The sequence below is a fragment of the Microbulbifer sp. MI-G genome (assembly GCF_030440425.1).
GTDB lineage: Bacteria > Pseudomonadota > Gammaproteobacteria > Pseudomonadales > Cellvibrionaceae > Microbulbifer > Microbulbifer spongiae.
Genome location: NZ_CP098023.1, coordinates 1,329,415 through 1,351,638, shown reverse-complemented (window position 1 = coordinate 1,351,638; position 22,224 = coordinate 1,329,415). Strand labels below are relative to the sequence as shown.

Genomic DNA, 22,224 nt, shown 5'->3' with positions numbered 1-22,224 from the left:
CGGGTATACGCCGGAACAGAACTCTACTCGTTTCGATAGCCGAGACTGCGCAAAGCGCGCTCGTTATCGGACCAGCCGGACTTGACCTTGACCCAGAGATTCAGCATCACCTTAGTGTCGAAAAGCCGCTCCATATCCTCACGGGCCCGGCTGCCAATCTGTTTGATGCGCTCGCCTTTGTTGCCGATGAGAATGCGCTTCTGCCCAGCCCTTTCTACCAGAATCGCCGCACGGATATGCAGGACTTTGCCTTCCTGGGCAAAATCCTCCACCTCGACAGTAACCTGATAAGGCACCTCTGCGCCCAACTGACGCATGATTTTCTCCCGTACGATTTCTGCTGCGAGGAAGCGCGAGCTGCGATCGGTAACCTGATCGTCTGGGAAAAAGTGCTGCCCCTCGGGCAAGTGTGTGAGAATCACCTGTTCCAGCGTGTCCAGATTCTGATTGCGCAGAGCGGAAACAGGTACAATCTCCGCTTTGGGGTACCGTTGGGCCAGGGCATGCAACTGGGGCAACAGCTCGGCCCTGTCCCTCAACTCGTCCACCTTGTTGACAGCGATAACCAGTGGGCACCTGATACCGCGCAGTTGATCGGCCACCAACTGATCCCCCTCGCTCCAGCGGGTGCGCTCCACCACAAATACCACCAGGTCCACATCCCGTGTCGCACTGGCAGCAGCCCGGTTCATATAGCGGTTGATGGCTTTTTCCTGATCCGGGTGCAGGCCGGGCGTGTCGACAAAAATAATCTGGTCCGGTCCCTCTGTTTTGATGCCGAGCATATTGTGGCGGGTGGTCTGTGGCTTGCGTGAGGTAATCGCCAGCTTCTGGCCCAACAGGTGGTTCAATAGCGTGGATTTTCCCACATTGGGACGGCCGACAATCGCAACATAGCCACAGCGAGAGGGTTGTTCGCTCAAAAAAACACTCCGAAAGGGTTAAAGGGAATCGCGGAGCCCGAAACCGGACCGGCCTCCCGTGTATTGAAGTCCGCCACTTGGAGACAGACAGCGACCGGCCTCGCCCCACATTGTAAAATCAGCTCAGCCCGGTAAGTCGATGATAGGCCTCAACGGCAGCCGCTTTTTCTGCTGCGCGGCGGCTGCTGGCCTCACCGCGCACCGGCTGAGCCAGCCCGCTAACACAGCACTCGACAACAAACTGCCGGGCGTGCTCCACACCGGAGACATCCACGACCCTATACTGTGGCAATGGTTTCCTGCGTGCCTGCAGCCATTCCTGCAGGCGGGTCTTGGGATCTTTTACCGTCTCCAAAGACAGACAGTAGAGACGCGATGCAAACCAGTCCAGCACTCTGGCGCGCACCGTTTCCAAACCGGCATCCAGGTAGATGGCACCGATCAAAGCCTCCACCGCATCGGCGAGGATGGAGGCCCTGCGGCAACCGCCACTTTTCATCTCCCCTTCGCCAAGACGCAGGCAGTCGCCAATCTCCAGTTCAAGTGCCAGTTTCGCCAGTGTCTCACCACTGACCAGTTGCGCGCGCAAATGGCTCAACTGCCCCTCCCGTCCCTTGGGAAACCGCTCGTAAAGCGCCGCGCCGATGATAAAACCGAGAATAGAGTCTCCGAGAAACTCCAGGCGTTCGTTATTGCGGCTACCATGGGAGCGGTGTGTCAACGCCAGCTCCAGCAATGCATCCTGCCTGAACCTGTGGCCGAGACGCTTGCCCAGGCGTTCCAGTAAAAGATCAGTCACGTTTGCGAAATTGCTCCAGATCCACCAGCGCATCGCAGCACAGCTCGGGACTGGCCGTATTGAGCTGTTTGTTAAATTTCATCACCACATCCACATTGTATATCAGTGGTTGGCGCAACTCGTAATTGATGCTGACCAGCGTACCCTTTGCACCGCGAACAACCTGCAGTGCCTCGGTGGGCTCACCACGCACATTGTTGATTAGAAAGAAGCGGCCCAGTTCTTTCTTGATCTGGCCCGCCGACATAGTTTCCAGATCCGGGTTTTCAGCCAATATCTTCAGCCCTTCTGTCACGTAGCGTGCATCAAGATAGGCGGGTGCCATCCTGGATGCGCAGGTCAGGACAAAACCCAGCACTGCCACAAGCAACAACCAACCCCAGTAACTCATACCGCGCTGGTATTGAAACGAATAATGCGTAGTATTACCCATGATGCCTTCAATTCTCCTCGCCGATACCCGGTGCACAGCCGGCCGGTTTTTATTACTGGATGGACCCCACACGCTCGAAACTGGGTAAACTGAACAGTTTGTCCCAGTGCATCCAGATGGCAAAAGCCTTGCCCACAATATCCCGCTCGGGCACAAAGCCCCAGGCACGGCTGTCAAGACTGTTGTCCCGATTGTCGCCCATCATAAAATAATGGCCTTCCGGGACAGTACCACTGAAATCACCGTATTTGCCCGGGTGCACATTTTTCGCCATCAGGTGGCGCCGGCCGTAGAGGTTTTCCCACAGAATTTCCACTTGCGGATTTGCCGGGGGTAACGCCTGAATCAGCTCCTGTGGCGCCAGTTCGCCATTCACATAGAGCATGTTGTTCTTCAATTCGATCCTGTCACCGGGCAAGCCGATCACCCGCTTGATAAAATAGGTATCGTTCATATGTGGTGGAAAAAACACCATCACATCCCCGCGTTGCGGCTCGCCAATATCCACTACCTTGGTGCGCGAAACCGGCAGGCGCAGGCCGTAGGCATATTTGTTGACCAGGATAAAATCGCCGATCTGCAAGGTGGGCACCATAGAGGCAGACGGAATCTGAAAGGGCTCCAGAATAAAAGAGCGCAGCACGAAGACAATGGCCAAAATCGGGAAAAACGACTTGGCATATTCCACTACAACCGGGTCTTCACGCTTCCTGCCTGTCTTCTTCCTCCGGCGGCGGGCAAAAAACAGGCTGTCGACCAACCAGATTCCACCGCTGACGACAACCAGCCAGAGCAGAATCAAAGGCAAATTAATATCCATCACTATTCTCTATTATCCCCAAATCTCGGAATCAAGCACCGGCTGCGCCCTATTGATCCACTTTCAGTACCGCCAGGAAGGCCTCCTGGGGCACTTCGACACGGCCGAGTTGCTTCATACGGCGTTTACCCGCTTTTTGTTTCTCCAGCAGTTTCTTCTTGCGTGTGACGTCGCCGCCATAACATTTCGCAGTCACATTCTTGCGCAGAGCTTTTACGGTGGTTCTCGCCACTACCTGACCACCGATCGCCGCCTGAATAGCCACATCAAACATCTGCCGCGGTATCAGTTCCTTCATTTTTTCCGCCATTGCGCGCCCTTTCTGTTGAGCGTTTTCGCGATGCGCGATCAGGGCCAGGGCATCTACACGATCCCCATTAATGAGGATATCCAAGCGCACCAGTTTTGCTGCTTCAAAGCGCACAAAACTGTAATCCAACGAAGCAAATCCGCGGCTCACTGACTTGAGGCGATCGAAGAAGTCCATCACCACTTCGCCCAAGGGCAACTCATAGCGCAGGGACACCTGGGTACCCACGTACTGCATATCCCTCTGTATACCGCGTTTCTCCACACAGAGGGTGATCACATTACCCAGGTACTCCTGGGGCACCAGGATATTTACTTCCGCAATCGGTTCGCGCATTTCCCGAATGCTGCCCACATCCGGCAGCCGCGACGGGTTATCCACCATGACCACGTCGCCATTATTCTGTTCTACGGCATACACCACGGTGGGTGCAGTGGTAATCAGATCCAGATCATATTCCCGCTCCAGGCGCTCCTGGATAATCTCCATATGCAGCATACCGAGAAAACCACAACGAAAACCAAAACCAAGGGCATCGGAGGTTTCCGGTTCGTAAAACAGGGAGGCATCGTTGAGAGACAGCTTCTCCAAGGCATCGCGAAAAGCCTCGTAGTCATCGGAACTGACCGGGAACAGGCCCGCATACACTTGCGGTTTGACCTTCTGAAACCCCGGCAGCATCGCTATGTCCTGCGCACCCTTGGCATGGGTCAGGGTGTCACCCACAGGTGCGCCGTGAATATCTTTAATGCCGGCCACCACAAAGCCCACCTCTCCGGCACGCAGCACACCAGTCTCACAGCGCTTCGGGGTAAAAATGCCGACACTGTCCACCACATGAGCACGACCAATAGACTTGGTAACAATTTTGTCTTTGGCTTTCAAGGTACCTTGCATCACGCGAACCAGAGACACTACTCCGAGGTAGCTGTCGAACCAGGAATCAATGATCAGCGCCTGCAGCGGCGCCCCCACATCTCCTTCCGGTGGCGGCACCAGGCGCACCAGATCCTCCAGCACCTCTTGCACACCCATGCCGGATTTGGCGCTGCAGCGCGTAGCCTCACTGGCAGCTATGCCAATAATGTCTTCGATTTCCTCGACGACCCTATCCGGGTCCGCCTGGGGCAAGTCCATCTTATTGAGTACCGGAATGACTTCCAGACCCTGCTCAATCGCGGTGTAGCAATTGGCAACCGACTGCGCTTCTACGCCCTGGGCCGCATCCACCACCAATAGCGCACCCTCACAGGCCGCCAGGGATCGGGAGACCTCATAGGAGAAGTCCACGTGCCCCGGGGTATCAATAAAATTCAACTGATACGTCTTGCCATCCCGCGCCCTGTAGTCGAGCGTGACACTCTGGGCTTTGATGGTGATCCCCCGCTCCCGCTCCAGCTCCATACTATCCAGTACTTGTTCGGCCATTTCGCGATCGGAGAGGCCGCCACATTCCTGGATGAAACGGTCAGCCAGGGTAGATTTTCCGTGGTCGATATGGGCAATGATGGAGAAATTGCGGATATGGGATAGATCTGTGGCCACTACGGAATAAAAACCCTTTAAAATCAGACAATTAGTTGGCAGGCATACCAACTGTGTGGCGCAAGTCTAACAGAACTCGTGGTCCGAGGTGAGAGGCAGGCGGCCTATTCGGCCACCATTCGACCCCGGTTCTCAGCTTTCAATCTTAATCGTGCGGAAAGTTGACTGGCCCGAGCGGAAGAAGCGGATCGGCAACAGCTCATTTTTGGGGAGTTCCTTAACCACAGTTTTATAATCCTCCATGTCCCCCACTTCTTCAAATCCCAACTGGGCGATAATGTCACCACTGCGCAGACCGGCTTTGGCGCCCGGCTTACCCGGGACAACCTGTTTGACCAGTACACCGGTATCCACATTCCAGCGTTGCTTCACGCCCTCAGGGATCTGTTCAACCACAATGCCCAGGCGCCCACCGATAATCGAGCTTGGCTTGACCGTGGCCTGTACGCCCTCATCATCGGCGCCCGGCAGGGTACCAACGATCACTTTGAGCTTCTCAGACTTGCGGTTACGCATCAGTTCCAGCGAAACTTCGGTGCCGGGGCGGAGTTGGCCAACCAAATGGGGCAGATCGCCGTGTACACCAATTCTCTGACCGTTGAAGCGAGTGATAACGTCTCCAGGCATAATCCCGGCCTCGGCAGCGGGCGCGCCGGGGCTGACCTGTTCTACCAGTGCCCCAACCGGCTTGTCCAGCCCCATCGCTTCAGCCATATCCCGGTCCACGTTGCGGATGCCCACGCCCAGCCAGCCGCGGTCTACACGCCCTTTCTCTTTCAACTGTGCCACTACATCCTGGGCGAGACTGGCCGGAATGGCAAAGGAGAGACCGATTGAGCCACCGCTGCGGGTGTAGATCTGGGAATTGATGCCAACAACCCGCCCTTCCAGATTAAATAGCGGACCGCCGGAATTGCCCGGGTTAATCGCCACATCTGTCTGGATAAACGGTACATAGTTCTCACGGCTCTCATTGGGGATACTGCGTCCCATAGCGCTGACAATGCCGGCACTGGCGGAGTAGTCCAGGCCAAATGGCGAGCCGATGGCGACAACCCATTCTCCCACCTGCAGTTCTTCTGAATCCCCCCAGCGCGCGGCTGTGAGGTCATCGGCGTCTATTTTGAGCAGCGCCAGATCCGAGCGCACATCGGTGCCAATCACTTCGGCCTCATACTCGCGGCGATCGGTCAGGGTGACGGTGACTTGGTCCGCACCACTCACCACGTGGTTATTGGTCACGATGTACCCATCATCGGAGATGATAAAGCCGGAACCCATACTGGCTACCGGGCGCTGCTGGCGCCGGCGCGGCTCAAACAGGTGACGAAAGATATCGGGAATATCCTGTTGGAATTGTGGCGCATTATTGCCACGCGCCACACGGCTGCGATCCAGTGTATTGATCTTCACCACTGCGGGCGAATTTTCCTCGATCAGTTCGGTCAGTTCAGGCAGACCTCGGGCACTGGCCGTGCCCGTTACTACCAACAGACAGAACAGCAGGAGATATTGCGTACAGCGTTTAATCATAGGTTTGTTACCCTTATTGATCCCTTCTAATATGAAACCTGTGGAATTTGAGTTCCCTCCAGGGCTTGCCATCGCTTATCAAGGCCCCCTTGTAGGACGATCAGTAACGATTTAGTGGCGATTTAGGCACGAAAGTTCTGCTGCGGGGTGTAAATCTGTGTAAAGGGTTAACGATGTCCAAACTGCGCCCGCGCCCCGAGCGCGGCCAACTGCACCTTGACAGGGTGCTGTACGGCCACAGCGCACTAGGTGCCCCATTACTATACTTTCCCGCCCAATCCGGCAATACACACGGCCTGGTTTTGGCCGGCACCCACGGCGATGAAATCGTCGCAGTTGTCACTCTGTCCTGTGCCCTGCGCTCTTTGGCCCCAGACCAGCTCCGCCACCATGTGATACTGGCGGTCAATCCCGACGGCTGTCAACTCGGTACCCGTTGCAATGCACGCGGTGTCGATCTCAACCGCAACTTTGCCACAAAAAACTGGGGTGGTGGTGACAGTGCCTACCGCTGGAACAGCGCCACCGACAGCCGGGATGTCAAACTCTATACCGGTCAGAGCCCGGCTTCTGAGCCCGAGACCCGGGCGCTTTGCCAGCTGATTGCCAAGCTGCAGCCAGCCTGGGCAGTATCCATACACGAGCCGCTGGCCTGTGTGGAAGACCCCGGGACCAGCGATCTGGGCAATTGGTTGGCGAGTCGGTTTCAATTGCCACTGGTAAAAGACGTCGGCTACCAAACCCCGGGCTCCTTCGGAACCTGGTGCGCCCAACAGGCGCTACCCTGTATCACCTTGGAATTCCCGCCTATTTCCCCGGATGCTGCCAGCGAGAAGTATCTGCACCCCCTGGTCGGACTGATCAGTTACGACCAGTAAACCCGACCGGCGCCAAAACGTAAAGGGAACTCTACATCCTTTGCCAACCAGGTTGGGCCATCCAGGTCCAAAAAGCACGCCCGCTCTCCCAGAGGCCAGGCCGCACGGATGGCCCGCGAGGTACACAGCATACACCCCAGCATCAACTGGAACCCCTGTGCCTCAGCCTCCTCTGCCAGGGCCCTGGCTTCAGTGATGCCACCGGTCTTGTCCAATTTGATGTTGAGTATTTCATAGCGCCCGAGCAGATGCGGCAGGTCCTCGCGGCTATGGCAACTCTCATCGGCACAGATCGGCAGAGGGTGGGGAAAAGTGCCCAGGAATTCATCGTCACCGGCAGGCAGCGGCTGCTCCAGCATGGCCACGCCCAATTCCTCTAACTGACTACAGCGATCCACCAGAGTATCTGCCCGCCAGGCCTCGTTGGCATCAATCACCAACTGCGCTGCGGGCACAGCAGCTCTTACCGCCGCCACCCGCTGGTAAACCTGCTGATCATCCAGCTTCAGTTTCAGGGTATCTGCACCTTGTGCGATGGCATTACGCGCCGCCACAGCCATTGCCGCGGGATCATCGATCACCAGGGTCTGCATGCTGGGCAGGGATTCTGGCCCGGTGAAAACGGCACCGCGACATTTAAACTCCCAGTCTGCTAGCGCACAATCCAGGGCATTGCGAGCAGCGCCGGCGGGTAAACGCGATTGCAAAAGTGTGCGATCCAGCCCCGCAGCCACCTCCGCGAAAAGGGGCCGAAGCTGTTGCATAACTGAAGCAACGCTCTCACCATAGCGGGCATAGGGTGTGCACTCGCCAATACCCACTACCCCCTCCCCACGAACCTCTACCACCACCAACTGGGCCTCGGTGCGGACATCGCGGGAAATCGCAAAGGCCGTGCGCAGAGGCCAGCGCTCAGCAAAGCAGCGGGCCTGCATGGAATATCTCCAATCAGGATTTGGAATATCAGTTTAGGCTAGGAATGATCGCCGCCGGGCTCAATGCGCAGGAGCACCGGGGTAAAGACAGGATTCGAGCGCTGACGACGGCTGTACCAACGAACACTGAGCGCACCGCCGATCAGACCAGCCAGAGCGCCAAACACCGCGCCGACCTCTGCGAACAAGACATCCCCTACCAGCGCCAACAGCATCAGGCAGACCAGTGGCACCAGGTAAACCAGCAGGGCGCTGCTGGTGAGCGCATTTCCGGCGATACCGATTACCGCTGTATCGTTCAAGGCAATCCGATCGGCGCGAAAGCCATTCAAGGCCACTCGTAGCCGTGCTGATGAAGAAAAGAACTCACCGAGCAGGCCCGTGCCGCAACCGGGTTTGGCCGCACAACCATTGCAAGCATCGCGCTTATAGGTTACCACCCAGATAGCATCGGACTCTATGGCCACGATACGACCGCGCTCCTCAAGCACCCCGTCAGCCTTTCTCAACGATAGAGCTGGCTACTCTGCGCGCGGTGGCATCGGGTATCTCACCGACGACGGTTACAGTGTAAGGAACACCCTTGACTTCCATACGATCCATATAAGCCACAGTGGCACCGCGGATAGCACGCCCCTTGAAATCCTCCAACTCGGGGCCGAGGCGTTGAACAAACACGGTAAAGACACCGAGCCCATCACTGAATACCATCATATCCCCATCGGGCAATGGCTTTACGGAAACCACCCTGAAGCCTTCCGGCAGCCAGCGCACCTGCCAACGGCTCTGAGAGGTATCACAGCCGTTGCGGTTATCAATGCGCCGTGCATGGCTGGATACCGCCTGAAGAGCTGAGTCTTTCACCGGGGACAAGTCCAGTTGAACAAATTGGTAGCGCTCCAGCACACGTCCCTGTGTGCTCACCAGCATACTTTTCAGGGGCAGCCCGGTTTCGCGATCCAAACTGACCACAAGGCCCAGGCGATAACGGTCTCGCGGTCTAGCTTCGATCACCACCGACTCCCGATCCGCAATGCGCTCCTTGCCACGCAGAATAAACTGATAGGCACGCTGTACCTGCTGCTGGCCAGCCGCATTCAACAGGGTGGCTCTAATGCTGGGAGAAGCATCGTATGCACAGTGGCCACCACTGCCGTAGCTGATCAGCTCCCTCGGCGCACCGCTCAGATAGCGCACCCGCTCCACCTGCTCACCACCGCGCACCGCGCGCACCACCTGTAAGGTCTCCAGCAGGCCGGCGTGTTCGAAAGTCACCAGTCCACTGTATTCCAGCTCGTTCATGGCCTGGGCGAGTTTGCCGAGCCACTGCTCGACCTCATTGTTCAACACGCGGGTATTCGTCAAGTCGGAGCTGGCTTGGGAATTGGATGTCGCTGTGGGGGCATCCACTGCGATAGCACCGGGCGCATTGGCATCGACCGGCAAAGGACTGACCACTGGCGCGCTAGGCCTTTCAAGTTTTACTGTAGTGGAATCGTTGGCATCAGTGTCGTCTAGCTCCTGTGCCAATAACAGCGGTGGCAGCAGAGAGAAAGCCAGAAACAGAGTACACCCGATACGGATAAGGCTCTCCCGCATTACGATGTTCACCACACTACATTCCAACCTGTTCGCCGTAGGTCGCGCGGGCAAAGGGCACCATACCCTGGCTGCCAATATGTGCGGCCTGCTCGGAGTGCTGAATCATCACACGATTCAGGTGGCGCATCAGCTCCGGTGTTGGTGCTTGTTGAATGACCGCCTGCCCCACAGCACCGGAACGCTGTTCAGGTACAAAGCGCGGAACCGCAGTGCTGACCGAGCGTGTGGAGGGTGCGGGCACATAAAAACCGGAAGGCTGCGGCGCCGATTGAACAACTGGTTGCGCGGGACGCTCGGTCTTCGCCAGCTGCGGCACAGCTTCCACTGTGTTCTGCTGGATACCGGTAATCTGTTGTACTCCGAGGATGGCGGCAAACGCCACAGTAGCCGCCACTGCACCATGAGAAAGCGAGCGCCACCAACGGTGGTTAGCAAGCCCAAGGGTCGCTGTAATACGGCCGTCCCCGGTTGTTTGTGAGAGCGGTGCTTCGAGAGCAATCGCCGACGATATACTGGCCGACAGGTCACTGTCGACAGAAGCAACCTGCTCGCGGCGTATCACACTCGCCGCCAGTTGATAACGTGACCAACACGCACTCAAGTCTCCGGAGGCCGCTGTGGCCCTCAGGATCCGCTGCAGCTCCAGTTCATCGACTTCGCCATCCATCAACGCCGATAGCGACTCGTTGAGACGTTCCTGATGATTCCCGTGGGACATAGGGGCTTTCTCTCTAGTGCAATGGTTTATTCGGTGCCCGCACGCACCCTCATTAGTATCATTTATGACCGGGCTCCCGGCGTTTTGTTTCCCCTGTTGGGAAAATTTCCCGCAAACTCAGCCTCTGTCACCCAGTGTTTCCGGCTCCCCCGCCATTACAGCCTGGACTGTCCGGTCTATTGCCTCCCGGGCACGGAATATTCTCGAGCGTACCGTGCCCACCGGACATCCCATCACCTCGGCAATTTCCTCGTAGCTCAATCCCTCCAGCTCCCTCAGGGTAACTGCTGAGCGCAGGTCCTCTGGCAGTGCGCGAATGGCGCCATGTACCGCCGTTTCCAATTGGTCGCGAAACATCTGGTTTTCCGGTGTCTCGTTATCCCGGAGCAAATCGGCACCCGAGTAGAATTCTGCGTCCTCCAAATCCACATCAAAGGACGGTGGACGGCGGCTGCGGGACACCAAGTGGTTCTTGGCAGTGTTAATCGCAATCCGATACATCCATGTGTAAAAGGCACTCTCCCCCCGGAAATTGGCCAGCGCCCGGTAGGCTTTGATAAAAGCTTCTTGCGTAACATCCTGTACTTCACTGTGGTCCTTGATAAACCGGCTGACTACCGCAACGATCTTATGTTGGTATTTAAGTACTAAAAGATCAAAAGCGCGTTTATCCCCCTTTTGAACCCGTTCCACCAGTTCACGGTCACTCGCGCCCGCCTGATGCGCTGTCATCCCCAACTCCCATACACAGCCCCACTGCGGAGGCCTTTTCCATTTATTGAGAGGCTACCGGCGCAGGCATTTTTTCTACTGTGTTGAGGACACTGACAATTGCACATAAGTTCCAGGTCGAATCGACGAATAGTCAAGAAGCGCTATACTACGCGACCCCAGATCATAAATAAAATCTATGAATGCCCAGGTAAACTACGACGTTCTCGTTATCGGCAGCGGTGCTGCCGGCCTCACCCTGGCGCTGCATCTCGCAGCCCGGTACCGTGTTGCCCTGATTTCCAAGCAGCGGTTGCAAGATGGTTCCACCTGGTTTGCCCAAGGGGGCATAGCTGCAGTGCTGGATAAAACGGATTCAGTGCAGTCGCATATTGCAGACACATTAGACGCGGGTGCCGGACTCTGCCACCCGTCATCTGTACACTTCACTGTCGAGGGAGGCACTGCCGCTATCCGCTGGCTGATCGACCAAGGGGTGGATTTTACCCGCGAGGGCAGTGACTATCACCTGACCAAGGAGGGTGGACACAGCTATCGCCGCATTATTCACAGCACCGATGCTACCGGTCGAGCGGTGCACAGCACCTTGATTGACCGAGTGCGCGGCAGCGACAATATCGATTGCTTCGAGCAGCACCTGGCGGTCGATCTGATCCGCCAGCCCGACCCGCAGGAGGGCCGCTTTCGCTGTGGCGGAGCCTATGTACTCGACCGCAGTTCGGGAGAGGTGGTGCTGTTTCAGGCCAGAGCTGTTGTGCTCGCCACCGGCGGCGCCAGCAAGGCCTATCTGTATACCAGTAACCCCGATGGCGCCAGCGGCGATGGTATCGCCATGGCCTGGCGCGCCGGTTGTCGGGTAGCCAATATGGAATTCAACCAGTTCCACCCAACCTGCCTCTACCACCCCAAGGCCAAGGCCCTATTGGTAACAGAGGCATTGCGCGGCGAGGGTGCCTATCTGAAATTACCGGACGGCAGCCGTTTCATGGATCGCTTTGACAGGCGCGGCGAGTTGGCGCCGCGGGATATCGTCGCACGAGCCATCGATCATGAAATGAAGCGCCTCGGCGCGGACTGCCTCTACCTGGATATCTCCCACCGAGAAGCAGATTTTGTCCGCGAGCACTTCCCCACGGTCTACAGCAACTGCCTTCAATACGGTATCGACATCACCTGTGAACCCATACCGGTGGTACCCGCGGCGCACTACACCTGTGGTGGCATTATGGTGGACCGCTACGGGCGCACTGACCTCGACCAGCTGTACGCTATTGGTGAAACCACCTTTACCGGCCTACACGGCGCCAACCGCCTGGCCAGCAACTCCCTGCTGGAGTGCCTGGTGTATGCCCGCTCCGCCGCCAGACACATCGACGCACACCTGGAGGTGGTACAGTCACCCCGCCCTGCTCCACCCTGGGATGCTTCGCGAGTCACAGACTCGGACGAGGACGTGGTGATTTCCCATAACTGGGACGAACTGCGCCGTTTTATGTGGGACTATGTGGGAATCGTGCGCACACGCAAACGCCTGCTCCGCGCCCAGCACCGCGTAAAACTGTTACAACGGGAAATTCGTGAATTCTATGCCAACTACCGAATCACTAACGACCTGGTAGAACTGCGCAATCTCGCTTTGGTTTCCGAGCTGATTATCCGCTCCGCACTGGAGCGCAGGGAGAGCCGGGGCCTGCACTACTCGCTGGATTATCCGAAGCTGCGGGAGCTCGCTATGGATACGATTCTGGTTCCGGAGAACTTCGCCAACCAACGGCAGTTTATTTAATCCCATAGACAAGTGGGCGCCACTTCTAGCGGGAATAACGCAGTGCTACCTGTAATCTGCGCCAGTCGTCGGCGTGTAATGCATCTCGTGCCAACACCAGGCACACCCGCCTGCCATACCAATCCCGGCCATTGATCACAAGCAGCCAGCGCCACAGCACCAGTTCACCACATAAGCCGAACTCCCGCACTTCCTCCCCTCTTGCCCGCCAATACCAGCGGCGCTCTCGGGTCGATAACCTTCCCGTCATACGCTCCAGACGGCGCTTTTCCCAGGCGACGTAAAGACATACCCACGGCATTGCAGTCCAGAACAGCCAAGGGGGCAAATCGCAGAGCCACAGTAACAGTACCGCTTGCAGGGCAACCAGAAGCAAAAGCAACAACAACAGAGGGGAGGCAACGACAACGCAGCTCAAACGCGCGCAGCGTTCAAAGTGACCTGGAGAGCGCCTATTCCTGCAGACCGGTGTTGTCACGGATAATCTGCACGATACGGAGCAGCTCCGGGTCAGTAGGATCCTCGCGACGCAGGCACCAGGCGAATAGATCCTGATCCTGTTCTTCCAGCAACTGGATATAGCGCCGTTGGTCTGCAGGTGCCAGGGTATCGTAAACATTGTCTAAAAATGGCAGCAACACCAAATCCAGTTCCAACATGCCGCGACGACTGGCCCAAAACAGGCGGTTGCGATCCATAAGACGCTTTCCAATCCAGATAAAGGGCGCAGTATACCCGCAACCCAGTAAACTTGAAAAAGACGCAAAGCCCCCCAAATACTGCCACCAGACAACCGCAGGTGGGAATACTATGGACCGGCAACAATGGCAGGATTTCCTTAGTGGCCAAGGTGCCATCTGGGAGGGCGAGAAGGCCCATTTTCCTCTTACCAGCAGTGACGACCCACAGGGTCTGCACCTGATTGATCTCAGCCCCATCGGCGCCATCTCCATCCACGGCCCCGACAGCCAAAAATTTCTGCAGGGTCAGATCACCTGCGACCTGGTGAACCTGCCTGATGGGCACAGCACCCTAGGCGCCCACTGCAATCCCAAGGGCCGTATAATCAGCACCTTTAGCGCCCTGAAAGTGTCCCCGAGCAGGTTTATTTTTCGGCTCCTGCGGGACCTTGGGCCTATTGCACAACAGGCACTGGCCAAGTACGCCGTTTTCTTTAATACGCAATTGCAAGATATCAGCGAAAAATCCCTCTGGCTCGGCTTACAGGGCCAGGATGCAGCGGAGCGCGCCGCGCGACTGCTTGGCTGCAGCGCACCTGCCACCGGTGCGGTTGTGGCCTTTGATTTTGCAGGTGAGCGCTGTATCGCCCAGTCAGTCAATGAATGCCAACTGGCCCTGCTGGTGCCAGTCACCAAGGCGCAGCAGCTCTGGCAAACGCTCGCCCCACTATGCGAAGTAACCGGCTATGACCTCTGGCAAAAAGGACAAATTGATGCCGGTATCCCTCAGATCAATGCCGCCACTTCGGGAATGTTTATTCCGCAGATGACCAACCTGCATCTACTCGGTGGTGTGAGCTTCAAAAAAGGCTGTTATACAGGCCAGGAGGTGGTGGCCCGTATGCAATACCGCGGCGCAACAAAGCGCCGCCTCTATCGGGCAAAATGCACTGGCGGCGATCTCCCGGCCAGCGGAATGGAAATCTACGGAGAAGGCAAGCAGAGCATCGGCAACCTGGTGGAGGCCTGCCACAGTCAGGATGGAATACAGCTTCTCGCTGTGCTCACCACCGCCAAAGTAGCCGCCGGCGAAACCCTGCGACTCAAAGACGGCCGAATCCTGGAAATTCAGGAACTGCCCTACGACGCAGATGCCGACCCGTTAGCTTGATTAATATTGCCGTTTTATGGAAAAAAAAGATGACTATATGACCCAGCTTCAGTACGCACAAACGGATGAGTAGGCAGGTGGACTTTAATCTGCAATCCACGCAGAACTGTAGTTGACACTTTCGAGTTATACTGCTTTCATCATTCCACCCTGCTTGTTCTCTCCAGTGCATAAAAGCGTGCGGATGGCGTTGTTCTAGGGCCTGTCTACACAATTCAACCTATCTGCAATCAATGAAAAGCTGATGAAAAAACGAAAAATCACATCCAACTTGTCAAAACAGCTGAATATCCTTCGAAATCCCTTTAATTGACGGAACAAGTACTCAAATTCATTTCTTTTTTTGTACATTTCACGGTCATATTCCCACGGTGCCAGTCGACTTACCTTAGGAGGGACAACCGGAGTCATACCAAAATCCAGTACAAGCTGTCGGGTTTCATCTCCCTCCTAAGCTTTATCCGTGATGACGCTAATACTTCCCCAGCCGTTATTCTCCAACGTTTTCAGCAAGCTTCTACCTCTGGCGCATCGCATCACCAGATTGACCGGGAGACAGAGAGAATGTCACCGCGGTCCTGTCATCCGCGGCTACCATGTGAATTTTAGTTGTCCATCCGCCTCTTGATTTTCCGATGGCTTGAGGAGCGTTTTTTAATGCATCTGTGCCGTCTGGGTGGACCTTAACAATCGTGCTATCCAGAGACACCTGATCAACCTGAATATTGATAACGTCCACCTCCCGTAGTACTGCAAAAACATAGTCCAAAACACCTTTTTAGCCCAGCGATTAGCTCTTGTAGATGCTATACCACTTGCCAAACCGTTCCGGGAGACCTCGCCACTTGCAGCCATGCTCAGCTATGTAAAAAATGGCATTAATGACTCCTATATTCGGTATTTTGACGTTACCACGCTATACAGGCAAAAGGTGTTCAATAACTTCGAATTGCACTTTTGTAATTCCCATAAGCGCAAATCGTAACAAACTTTGTGTAGACAGGCCCTAGTTAATACCTATGGTGGTGGTAGCGTCTTATTTTCCAAAGATGGGTCAATGCGGATGGCGGAATGCCTATAGTTTAGCGATACGAATAATTCCTACCAAAATACTTGAGAGTACCAAGCTCTTGGGGAGAACACTCCAACCTATTGATTTATAAGGTTTTTCCAAAAATGCTCAAAACTAAAAAAACCTTTAAAAGCAATAAGTTACAGGGAACTCGGTACTGTTGAGAGGTCACGTCCAACTGCGCAGCCTGCATCCCTTAACGGCGTAAAACAGGATAAAAAGGTAGCAGGGCAGCGCTATCCAGTAAGCATTCACTATGCCGCCGCCGGCCTCGGCAATCCGACCAAAGGCCAAAGGTATCACTGCGCCGCCGGCGATGCCCATAATCAGCAAGGCAGAGCCCTGGGCGGTAAATCTGCCCAGGCCATCCAGGGCGAGCGGCCATATCGTCGGCCACACCAGCGCGTGGGCCAGCCCCATCAGTGCGACAAAAGTTACCGTATCGGGCACCACCGGAATAGCGGTCCAGCCCCACAAGGCGCCGGCAATCGCCGAACTCTCCGCGGAACCGAAAAGCACACCGATGACGCAGAAACCACCGGCAATCGCCGAGCCCAGCAGAGCCTGCTGTTGGCTGATAAAGCGCGGAATGGCGAAGACACCAACCAGGTAGCCCACCACCATAAACGCCATGGTGTAGGAGGTCAGCGACGCAAAGTTGGCCAGCCCAAGCCGCTCGCCATAGAGGCCGATGGTATCGCCGGCAATCACCTCGACGCCCATGTAGGCAAACACCGCCAGGGCGCCCAACACCAGCTGCGGAAACTGCCAAATCCCGGACTTGGGTTTTCCGTCCACCGGCGCTTCGTCCCCGATATCCGGCAACCGGGAAAATTTCACCAGCCCCACCAGCAGAAACAGCAGTACCGCCATGGCGGTATAGGGCACCACCAGTCGGTTGGCCACCTCTTCCATTTTTACCCTGCGATCGACTTCCGCCAGTTGCGCGACCGCCTCAGCATTGAATTCCGTAAGGCCAGACAATACCAGGGCGGTAAATACCAACGGCGCCAGCACGCCGGCACTCTTGTTGATAATTCCCATCACGGCAATGCGGGTAGCCGCACTCTCCACCGGACCAACTTTCACCACATAGGGGTTTGCCGCAGTCTGCAGTATCGTCAGGCCAGCCCCCAGGCCGAACAGACCCAGCAGGAAAATCGCGTAATTGCCGGTCTGCGCTGCGGGAATAAACACCAGCGCCGCCACCGCCATGATGACGAGACCTATGGCCATGCCGTCACGGTAGCCGGTGCGGCGCAAGATAAAGGACATGGGCAGCGCCATAACGGTGTAGGCGATATAAAAGACAAAGGTCACGAGGAGCGCCTGGAAATCGTTCAGGTCGCAGAGAATTTTCAGGAATGGAATCAGCGAACCATTCAGCCAGGTGACAAAGCCGAAGATAAAGAACAGCAGGCCGATAATCGCCATCGGCAGGAGGCTGTCCTTCGACTCGCTGGAGATATTTTCGAGAGAAACAGGGGTACTCATTGGCGCTCCCGCCTATATTTTTTTGTAACCAATCCCGGCTGCCGGAAAAGCATACAAGAGCCGGACGCGAAGGCCCTGATGACGGCGGGAAGTTTGCGGCATATTTCACGGCCACGGATGGCCGTGGATAGCGTACACGGATGTATCACAGCGTGTCACGCAAACTTCCAGCAGTAGCAGGGGCGCCCGGGCCTCCCTTACGGGCGCAGGGGACGAAAATGCCCCATTTCAAGGGGCTTCTGATAGTCCCGGCGGCCCGGGATGTGAATCAGAAATTAGCACTTACACCCAGGTTGACCAGACGCCCGTAGCGCGCCAGGTGGCTGACCTGATCTGGGCGCAGTATGTAGCCCCAGTTGCGCTCGTTGGTGATGTTGTTCACGCTGAGACTCACATTAATGCTGTCCGTCCAGTCATAGTCAGCGCTAAAGTCGAACTGGCCGTAGTCCGCATCCCAGCTGGGGCCACCCCAGTCTTCGGGATTGGTCATCACCTTGCCGCGCCAGTTGTAGGCCAGCCGCGCCTGGAGGGCGTCGCCCTCGTAGTAAAGTACCGCGTTGTAGGAGTTTTTCGGCATGCCCCGGAAAGGCAGGCCCGCGGCGCGGCGCTCGCGGTCATCGTACTCGCTGTCCACATATGTGTAGTTCAACTGTATGCCGAGGCCACCGAAAACACCCGGCAGAATGCCGGCGAAGGACTGTTGATAAGCCAGCTCGGTACCGCGTATCTCCGCGCCCTCTTCTCCGTTAATAGCGCTGTAGACAGAGAAGTTGCGGCCGTCGATGATGCGTGTGCCGTTGCGTCCCGACTCGATAAAGGACTCGATATCCTTGAGGAAGAAGGTACCGGTCACCGCACCGTAGTCGGAGAAATACCACTCGAGACCGGTATCAAACTGGCTCGCGCGCATCGGCTCCAGCCCGGGGTTGGACCTGTGCAGCTCGAACTCGCGCAGGTTCAGGTAGCTGTAGGCCGTGAGGGAATCTATCTGCGGCCGGGTGATCACCTTGGCCGCGCTGAAACGGTAGATCAGGTCATCGCGCAGGTTCCACTTGAAGTTCAGGCTCGGCAGCACATCCGTGTAGGAATCCTCGAAATCCATCTGGCGCTGGTAATCTGACTCATCACCGACATACTGCAGCTCGCCGGGTTCATCCCCCGCCTCGAAGCGCACCGCGTCCACGTCCAGCGAGTAGCCGGAGCTGGTCACTGTGGTCTCTATGGCCCGCAGTCCCAGGTTCAGGGTGAAGGGCCGCTGCAACAGCTCGCTCTGCAGATCGGCCTGCACATAGGCCGCAAGGGTGGACTCGCCCACGGTGAAGGAATCGTTGGGGCGGAACTGGGCTTTGACTAGATCATTGGCGGCATCGGCGCTGATCGACTCATAGAAGGCGAACAGTTTGTCGTAATCGAAGCTGGCCCAGGGCGCCGGGTGAGAGCCAGCTTCACCGTCGAGGAAATTGTCGAAACGCGGGGCCACCAGAACATTCGCCGGCAGGCGGAACAGATCGAAGCCCGCAATATTCTCCGCCGCTGACATATCCGGAAAATACTGCGGGTAGTTTTCGAACTGCTCGCCGGCATTGCTGAAGATGGATGCATTGACTGAACTGTAAGAATCCCGTTCCTTGGCCTGGTCGCCATAGTTGATCCCGAACTGCACCGAGGAGACGATGGAGTCCAGCGGCGCCCAGTCGCCGTCGAACTTCAACTCGGTCACCTTGTCCCGGATCTCGTTGCCGTAGTTGTAGCTGTAGTGGGCACCGAACGGAGAGTTGTGAGACAGGGCCGGGGTCATGGTGATATCCGGCAGCAGGTTGCCGCCGGACTGGTCGATGCGGATCTCGTCCACGAAGCCACGCGCGACTACATAGCGGTTGTCGCCGTTGTTGGTATTCTCCGATTCAGAGTGGGAGACGTCCACGGCCAGGGTCAGGTTGTCGCGGACATGCCAGGCCACATTGTTTCCGACCTGGAAGGTTTCGGTCTTGCGCGGGAGCGAGGTGTTCAGCAGCTCGGCCATGGCGCCGTCGCTCAGGGTCAGCGCATTAACCAGGCCATCCTCATCGAAGCCCAGGTCGGTGACATTGGGAATGCCCGGCGTCCAGTCCTCGTCATAGGTGACGAAGGAGATTTCGTACTGCTCGCCGTTGGTGTCGTAGGCGGAGTAGATGCTGTCGAAATTCACTTCGACATCGCCCCGCGGTTGCCACTGCAATGCCAGGCTGGCACCGATCCGCTCGCGGGTATCCTGCCAGTTGGTGTAGCGCACATAGCCGGGAATGATGGAGCCGTATTCGTTGTCCACCGCCGGATCGAATTCGCCGTTGCCGTCCACATCCTGGCGCACGGTGATCGAGTCCTCGTTGCCCCGGTTGTAGAAACCCTGGCCCTGGTAGGCGTCAGTGCGCAATGTGCGCTCCGAGTAGACCGCGGTCAGCAGCGCGCCGAAGGTGCCATCGGCAAAGGTGTTGCTGACCAGGAAGGAAGCCTGGGGATTCATCTCCTCGGTGCGATCCTCGTAGATGCCCTTGACCGACCCAGACACGGTCAGGCCGGAGAAATCCAGCGGGCGCCGGGTCTGGATATTGACCACCGAACCGATGCCGCCCTCCTGGGTTTTGGCCACCGGCGATTTGTATACCTCGACACCTTTCAAGAGTTCAGCGGCAATCAGGTCGTAGTTGAAATCGCGGCTGCTGTGCTCGGAGGCCATGCGGCGGCCGTTGATGGTAGTCACGTTGTAGTCGCCGCCCAGGCCGCGCACGGTGATATTCTGCCCCTCGCCGGCATTGCGGGTGATAGTGACGCCGCTCATGCGCTGCAGCGCCTCGGCGATATTCTGGTCCGGGAACTTGCCGATATCCTCGGCCATAATGGCGTCCACCACATTGACCGAGTTTTTCTTGATATCCAGCGACGATTTGATGCTGCTGCGGATACCGTAGACCTCCACCTCTTCCACCACCTCTTCCACCACCTCTTCCGATTCCGGCTTCAGGTCGTCGGTTGTCCGCTCCGCTTCCGCCTCCTGCGCCATACCCTGCGATGCCAAGCCCAGAGCGCCGATTGCCAGGCTGAGGACGTGCTTTTTACTTTTAATCATGGTTCACCTTCCCTTATTTATAGTTTTATGAATGGTTTGGAAACTCGGCGGGCTTATACGAGCTGATGCATCGAGCGGGCGCGGGGCCCGCCGCGGTCAGCTGACGACGCCCAAGGGTATTGCCGTTTTCCAGGCGCCGCGGGTAAAGTCCGGGAAGTCCACGCTGTCGCCGCGGTTTTTCACTGAGGCCTCGGACAGCGGGGTCACCGCGGACCAGGCGGCCGCATCGTAGACATCCTGGTCCAGGGGCAGGCCGTTGCGCAGGCAATAGACCAATCGCCAGAACATCAGGAAGTCCATGCCGCCGTGGCCGCCGTTGCGCTCAGCCACCTCACCCATACGGCGCCACAGTGGGTGATCGTAGCGCTCATACCAGTAATCCATGTCGTAGTCCCACTCGTGGAAACTCTTACGACCGCCCTTCTCCAGAGCGATGCGGTTGGGGAAGCCGGCAAAGACGCCGTTGGCACCCTGGATATGGTTGTGGCGGCTGTAGGGTCGCGGCGTGGTGGTGTCGTGCTGGACCATAATGGTCCTGCCCTTCACCGTCTTGATCAGACTGGTATTGATGTCACCGGCGATATAGTTGAGCCGGTTGCGCTGGTGATCCGCGGGAAACTCGCGCTCGGCATAGGCGGCGCGCCCCAGCGCCGGGCTGCTCATGGAGTTCATGTAATCGAAGCGGTCGCCGCGGTTGATGTTCATGTATTGGGCGATGGGCCCCAGGCCGTGGGTCGGATATAGGTTGGCGTCGCGCAGCGCGTGCCAGCGGGTGCGCCAGGAACCGGTCTTGCGGTCGACCTCCTTCATCTGCCAGCGCAGTTCGTGGATATAGGCGGCCTCGCCGTGCAGCAGATCTCCGAGCAGGCCCTTGCGCACCATATTCAGGGCCATCAGTTCGTCGCGGCCGTAGCAGACATTCTCCAGCATCATGCAGTTCTTCTGGGTCTGCTCGGCAGTGTCTACCAGTAGCCAGGCCTCATCGATGGTCAGCGCCGCCGGTACCTCCACCATGGCGTGCTTGCCGGCCAGCATGGTTTCCACTGCCATCGGCGTGTGCCAGCGCCAGGGGGTGGAGATGATGACCATATCGATATCGTCGCGTTCCAGCAGATCGCGGTAGGCATACGCATTCTTGCCGTAGGCCGCCGGGCGTGGCATTCCCCTGGCCGTGACTATATTGACGGCGCGATCCAGTACCTGCTGATCGATATCACAAATACCCCTAATCTCGACTCCGTCGATATTGCAGAAGTGCTTGACCGCACCGACGCCGCGCTGGCCAACACCGATAAAGCCGACCCGGACTGTCTCCATCGGCGGCACCACCAGCCCCATCACCGACTTCTGGCCGGTCAGCGGGGAGCCGCCTATCACCCCTCTACCAGTAGTAGTTGCGCAGCCGGCGGTGGCCGCGGCGGTGGCCGCTGCCAGGCTCGCTTTGAGGAAATTGCGACGATCGATCGAACTCATTTTTATATTCACCCTTTGTCCAGACAGTCGGAATTCGCAGGCTTCCGACAATAACCAAGCGAAACCCATCGTTCAACTAAAAAATGCTTCGAAAACTTTCACTTTTTGATCAGAAGAAATCAATTCGACGCCTAAATTTTTATATAACCTGTTGAATAATAAATATTTTCAAAAAATGAAAGCATATAAAAAATAAAATTTTATTGAAAGAAAA

Annotated in this window: 19 protein-coding genes and 1 pseudogene; 3 read left to right on the top strand and 17 right to left on the bottom strand. The window is 56.8% G+C overall.

Features of this window, described 5'->3' with window-relative positions; translation table 11 throughout:
• Window positions 1-23: 23 nt before the first annotated feature.
• The 6 genes from era to M8T91_RS05630 all read right to left on the bottom strand — a co-directional run bounded on the left by era (window position 24) and on the right by M8T91_RS05630 (window position 6,363).
• Window positions 24-923: a GTPase Era gene (gene era, locus M8T91_RS05655; protein ID WP_301417659.1), complete on the bottom strand. Its 900-nt coding sequence runs from the start codon at window positions 921-923 to the stop codon at window positions 24-26.
• A gap of 118 nt (window positions 924-1,041) precedes the next feature.
• Window positions 1,042-1,722, bottom strand: a complete 681-nt coding sequence (rnc, locus tag M8T91_RS05650; protein ID WP_301417658.1) for a ribonuclease III — start codon at window positions 1,720-1,722, stop codon at window positions 1,042-1,044.
• Window positions 1,715-2,155: a DUF4845 domain-containing protein gene (locus tag M8T91_RS05645; protein WP_301417657.1), complete on the bottom strand. Its 441-nt coding sequence runs from the start codon at window positions 2,153-2,155 to the stop codon at window positions 1,715-1,717. Before M8T91_RS05645 ends, rnc begins: the two co-directional genes overlap by 8 nt.
• A 52-nt stretch (window positions 2,156-2,207) precedes the next feature.
• A complete protein-coding gene (gene lepB / locus M8T91_RS05640; RefSeq protein ID WP_301417655.1) occupies window positions 2,208-2,975 on the bottom strand; it encodes a signal peptidase I in 768 nt (255 codons plus the stop codon).
• Between the two features lie 49 nt (window positions 2,976-3,024).
• Window positions 3,025-4,830, bottom strand: a complete 1,806-nt coding sequence (lepA, locus tag M8T91_RS05635) for a translation elongation factor 4 (protein WP_301417653.1) — start codon at window positions 4,828-4,830, stop codon at window positions 3,025-3,027.
• Window positions 4,831-4,962: 132 nt separating this feature from the next.
• A complete protein-coding gene (locus tag M8T91_RS05630; protein ID WP_301417651.1) occupies window positions 4,963-6,363 on the bottom strand; it encodes a Do family serine endopeptidase in 1,401 nt (466 codons plus the stop codon).
• A 173-nt stretch (window positions 6,364-6,536) separates the two neighbouring features.
• Here M8T91_RS05630 and mpaA point away from each other — a divergent pair, with 173 nt between their 5' ends.
• Window positions 6,537-7,241: a murein tripeptide amidase MpaA gene (mpaA, locus tag M8T91_RS05625; protein WP_301417650.1), complete on the top strand. Its 705-nt coding sequence runs from the start codon at window positions 6,537-6,539 to the stop codon at window positions 7,239-7,241.
• On the opposite strand, the gene ycjG is transcribed toward mpaA, so the two are convergent.
• From ycjG to rpoE, 5 genes are all read right to left on the bottom strand, one after another.
• A complete protein-coding gene (ycjG, locus tag M8T91_RS05620) occupies window positions 7,229-8,176 on the bottom strand; it encodes an L-Ala-D/L-Glu epimerase (RefSeq protein ID WP_301417648.1) in 948 nt (315 codons plus the stop codon). The two genes, mpaA and ycjG, sit on opposite strands and share 13 nt — an antisense overlap.
• Before the next feature lie 38 nt (window positions 8,177-8,214).
• Window positions 8,215-8,685, bottom strand: a complete 471-nt coding sequence (locus tag M8T91_RS05615) for a SoxR reducing system RseC family protein (RefSeq protein WP_301417646.1) — start codon at window positions 8,683-8,685, stop codon at window positions 8,215-8,217.
• Entirely contained in the window at window positions 8,672-9,790 is a 1,119-nt protein-coding gene (locus tag M8T91_RS05610; RefSeq protein WP_301417643.1) for a MucB/RseB family sigma factor regulatory protein, read from the bottom strand. The genes M8T91_RS05615 and M8T91_RS05610 overlap by 14 nt, the downstream gene beginning before the upstream one ends.
• A 1-nt stretch (window position 9,791) precedes the next feature.
• On the bottom strand, window positions 9,792-10,496 hold the full coding sequence (locus M8T91_RS05605; protein ID WP_301417641.1) for a sigma-E factor negative regulatory protein: 705 nt from the start codon (window positions 10,494-10,496) through the stop codon (window positions 9,792-9,794).
• Window positions 10,497-10,613: 117 nt separating this feature from the next.
• The gene (gene rpoE / locus M8T91_RS05600) at window positions 10,614-11,228 is read right to left on the bottom strand and encodes an RNA polymerase sigma factor RpoE (protein ID WP_301417639.1); all 615 of its coding nucleotides are present in this window, start codon (window positions 11,226-11,228) and stop codon (window positions 10,614-10,616) included.
• Between the two features lie 178 nt (window positions 11,229-11,406).
• Between rpoE and nadB the strand changes: the two genes are divergently transcribed.
• Window positions 11,407-13,014, top strand: a complete 1,608-nt coding sequence (gene nadB / locus M8T91_RS05595) for an L-aspartate oxidase (RefSeq protein WP_301417637.1) — start codon at window positions 11,407-11,409, stop codon at window positions 13,012-13,014.
• Window positions 13,015-13,039: 25 nt separating this feature from the next.
• Here the strand turns inward: nadB and M8T91_RS18865 are convergent, their stop codons facing one another.
• Complete coding sequence (locus M8T91_RS18865) at window positions 13,040-13,492, bottom strand: protein YgfX (protein WP_367317747.1); 453 nt, start codon at window positions 13,490-13,492, stop codon at window positions 13,040-13,042.
• Window positions 13,467-13,712: an FAD assembly factor SdhE gene (locus tag M8T91_RS05585; protein ID WP_301417633.1), complete on the bottom strand. Its 246-nt coding sequence runs from the start codon at window positions 13,710-13,712 to the stop codon at window positions 13,467-13,469. Before M8T91_RS05585 ends, M8T91_RS18865 begins: the two co-directional genes overlap by 26 nt.
• Before the next feature lie 112 nt (window positions 13,713-13,824).
• Here M8T91_RS05585 and ygfZ point away from each other — a divergent pair, with 112 nt between their 5' ends.
• On the top strand, window positions 13,825-14,865 hold the full coding sequence (gene ygfZ / locus M8T91_RS05580; protein ID WP_301417631.1) for a CAF17-like 4Fe-4S cluster assembly/insertion protein YgfZ: 1,041 nt from the start codon (window positions 13,825-13,827) through the stop codon (window positions 14,863-14,865).
• 195 nt (window positions 14,866-15,060) lie between these two features.
• Here ygfZ and M8T91_RS05575 read toward each other — a convergent pair.
• The 4 genes and pseudogenes from M8T91_RS05575 to M8T91_RS05560 all read right to left on the bottom strand — a co-directional run bounded on the left by M8T91_RS05575 (window position 15,061) and on the right by M8T91_RS05560 (window position 22,010).
• A pseudogene (locus tag M8T91_RS05575) lies at window positions 15,061-15,835 on the bottom strand (IS5 family transposase).
• A 270-nt stretch (window positions 15,836-16,105) separates the two neighbouring features.
• Entirely contained in the window at window positions 16,106-17,431 is a 1,326-nt protein-coding gene (locus M8T91_RS05570; RefSeq protein ID WP_301417629.1) for a sugar MFS transporter, read from the bottom strand.
• Window positions 17,432-17,699: 268 nt separating this feature from the next.
• Complete coding sequence (locus tag M8T91_RS05565) at window positions 17,700-20,537, bottom strand: TonB-dependent receptor (RefSeq protein WP_301417627.1); 2,838 nt, start codon at window positions 20,535-20,537, stop codon at window positions 17,700-17,702.
• Window positions 20,538-20,633: 96 nt separating this feature from the next.
• Window positions 20,634-22,010 carry a Gfo/Idh/MocA family protein gene (locus M8T91_RS05560; protein WP_301417625.1) on the bottom strand — a complete coding sequence of 459 codons (1,377 nt, stop codon included), beginning with the start codon at window positions 22,008-22,010 and terminating at the stop codon, window positions 20,634-20,636.
• Between the last annotated feature and the right edge of the window lie 214 nt (window positions 22,011-22,224).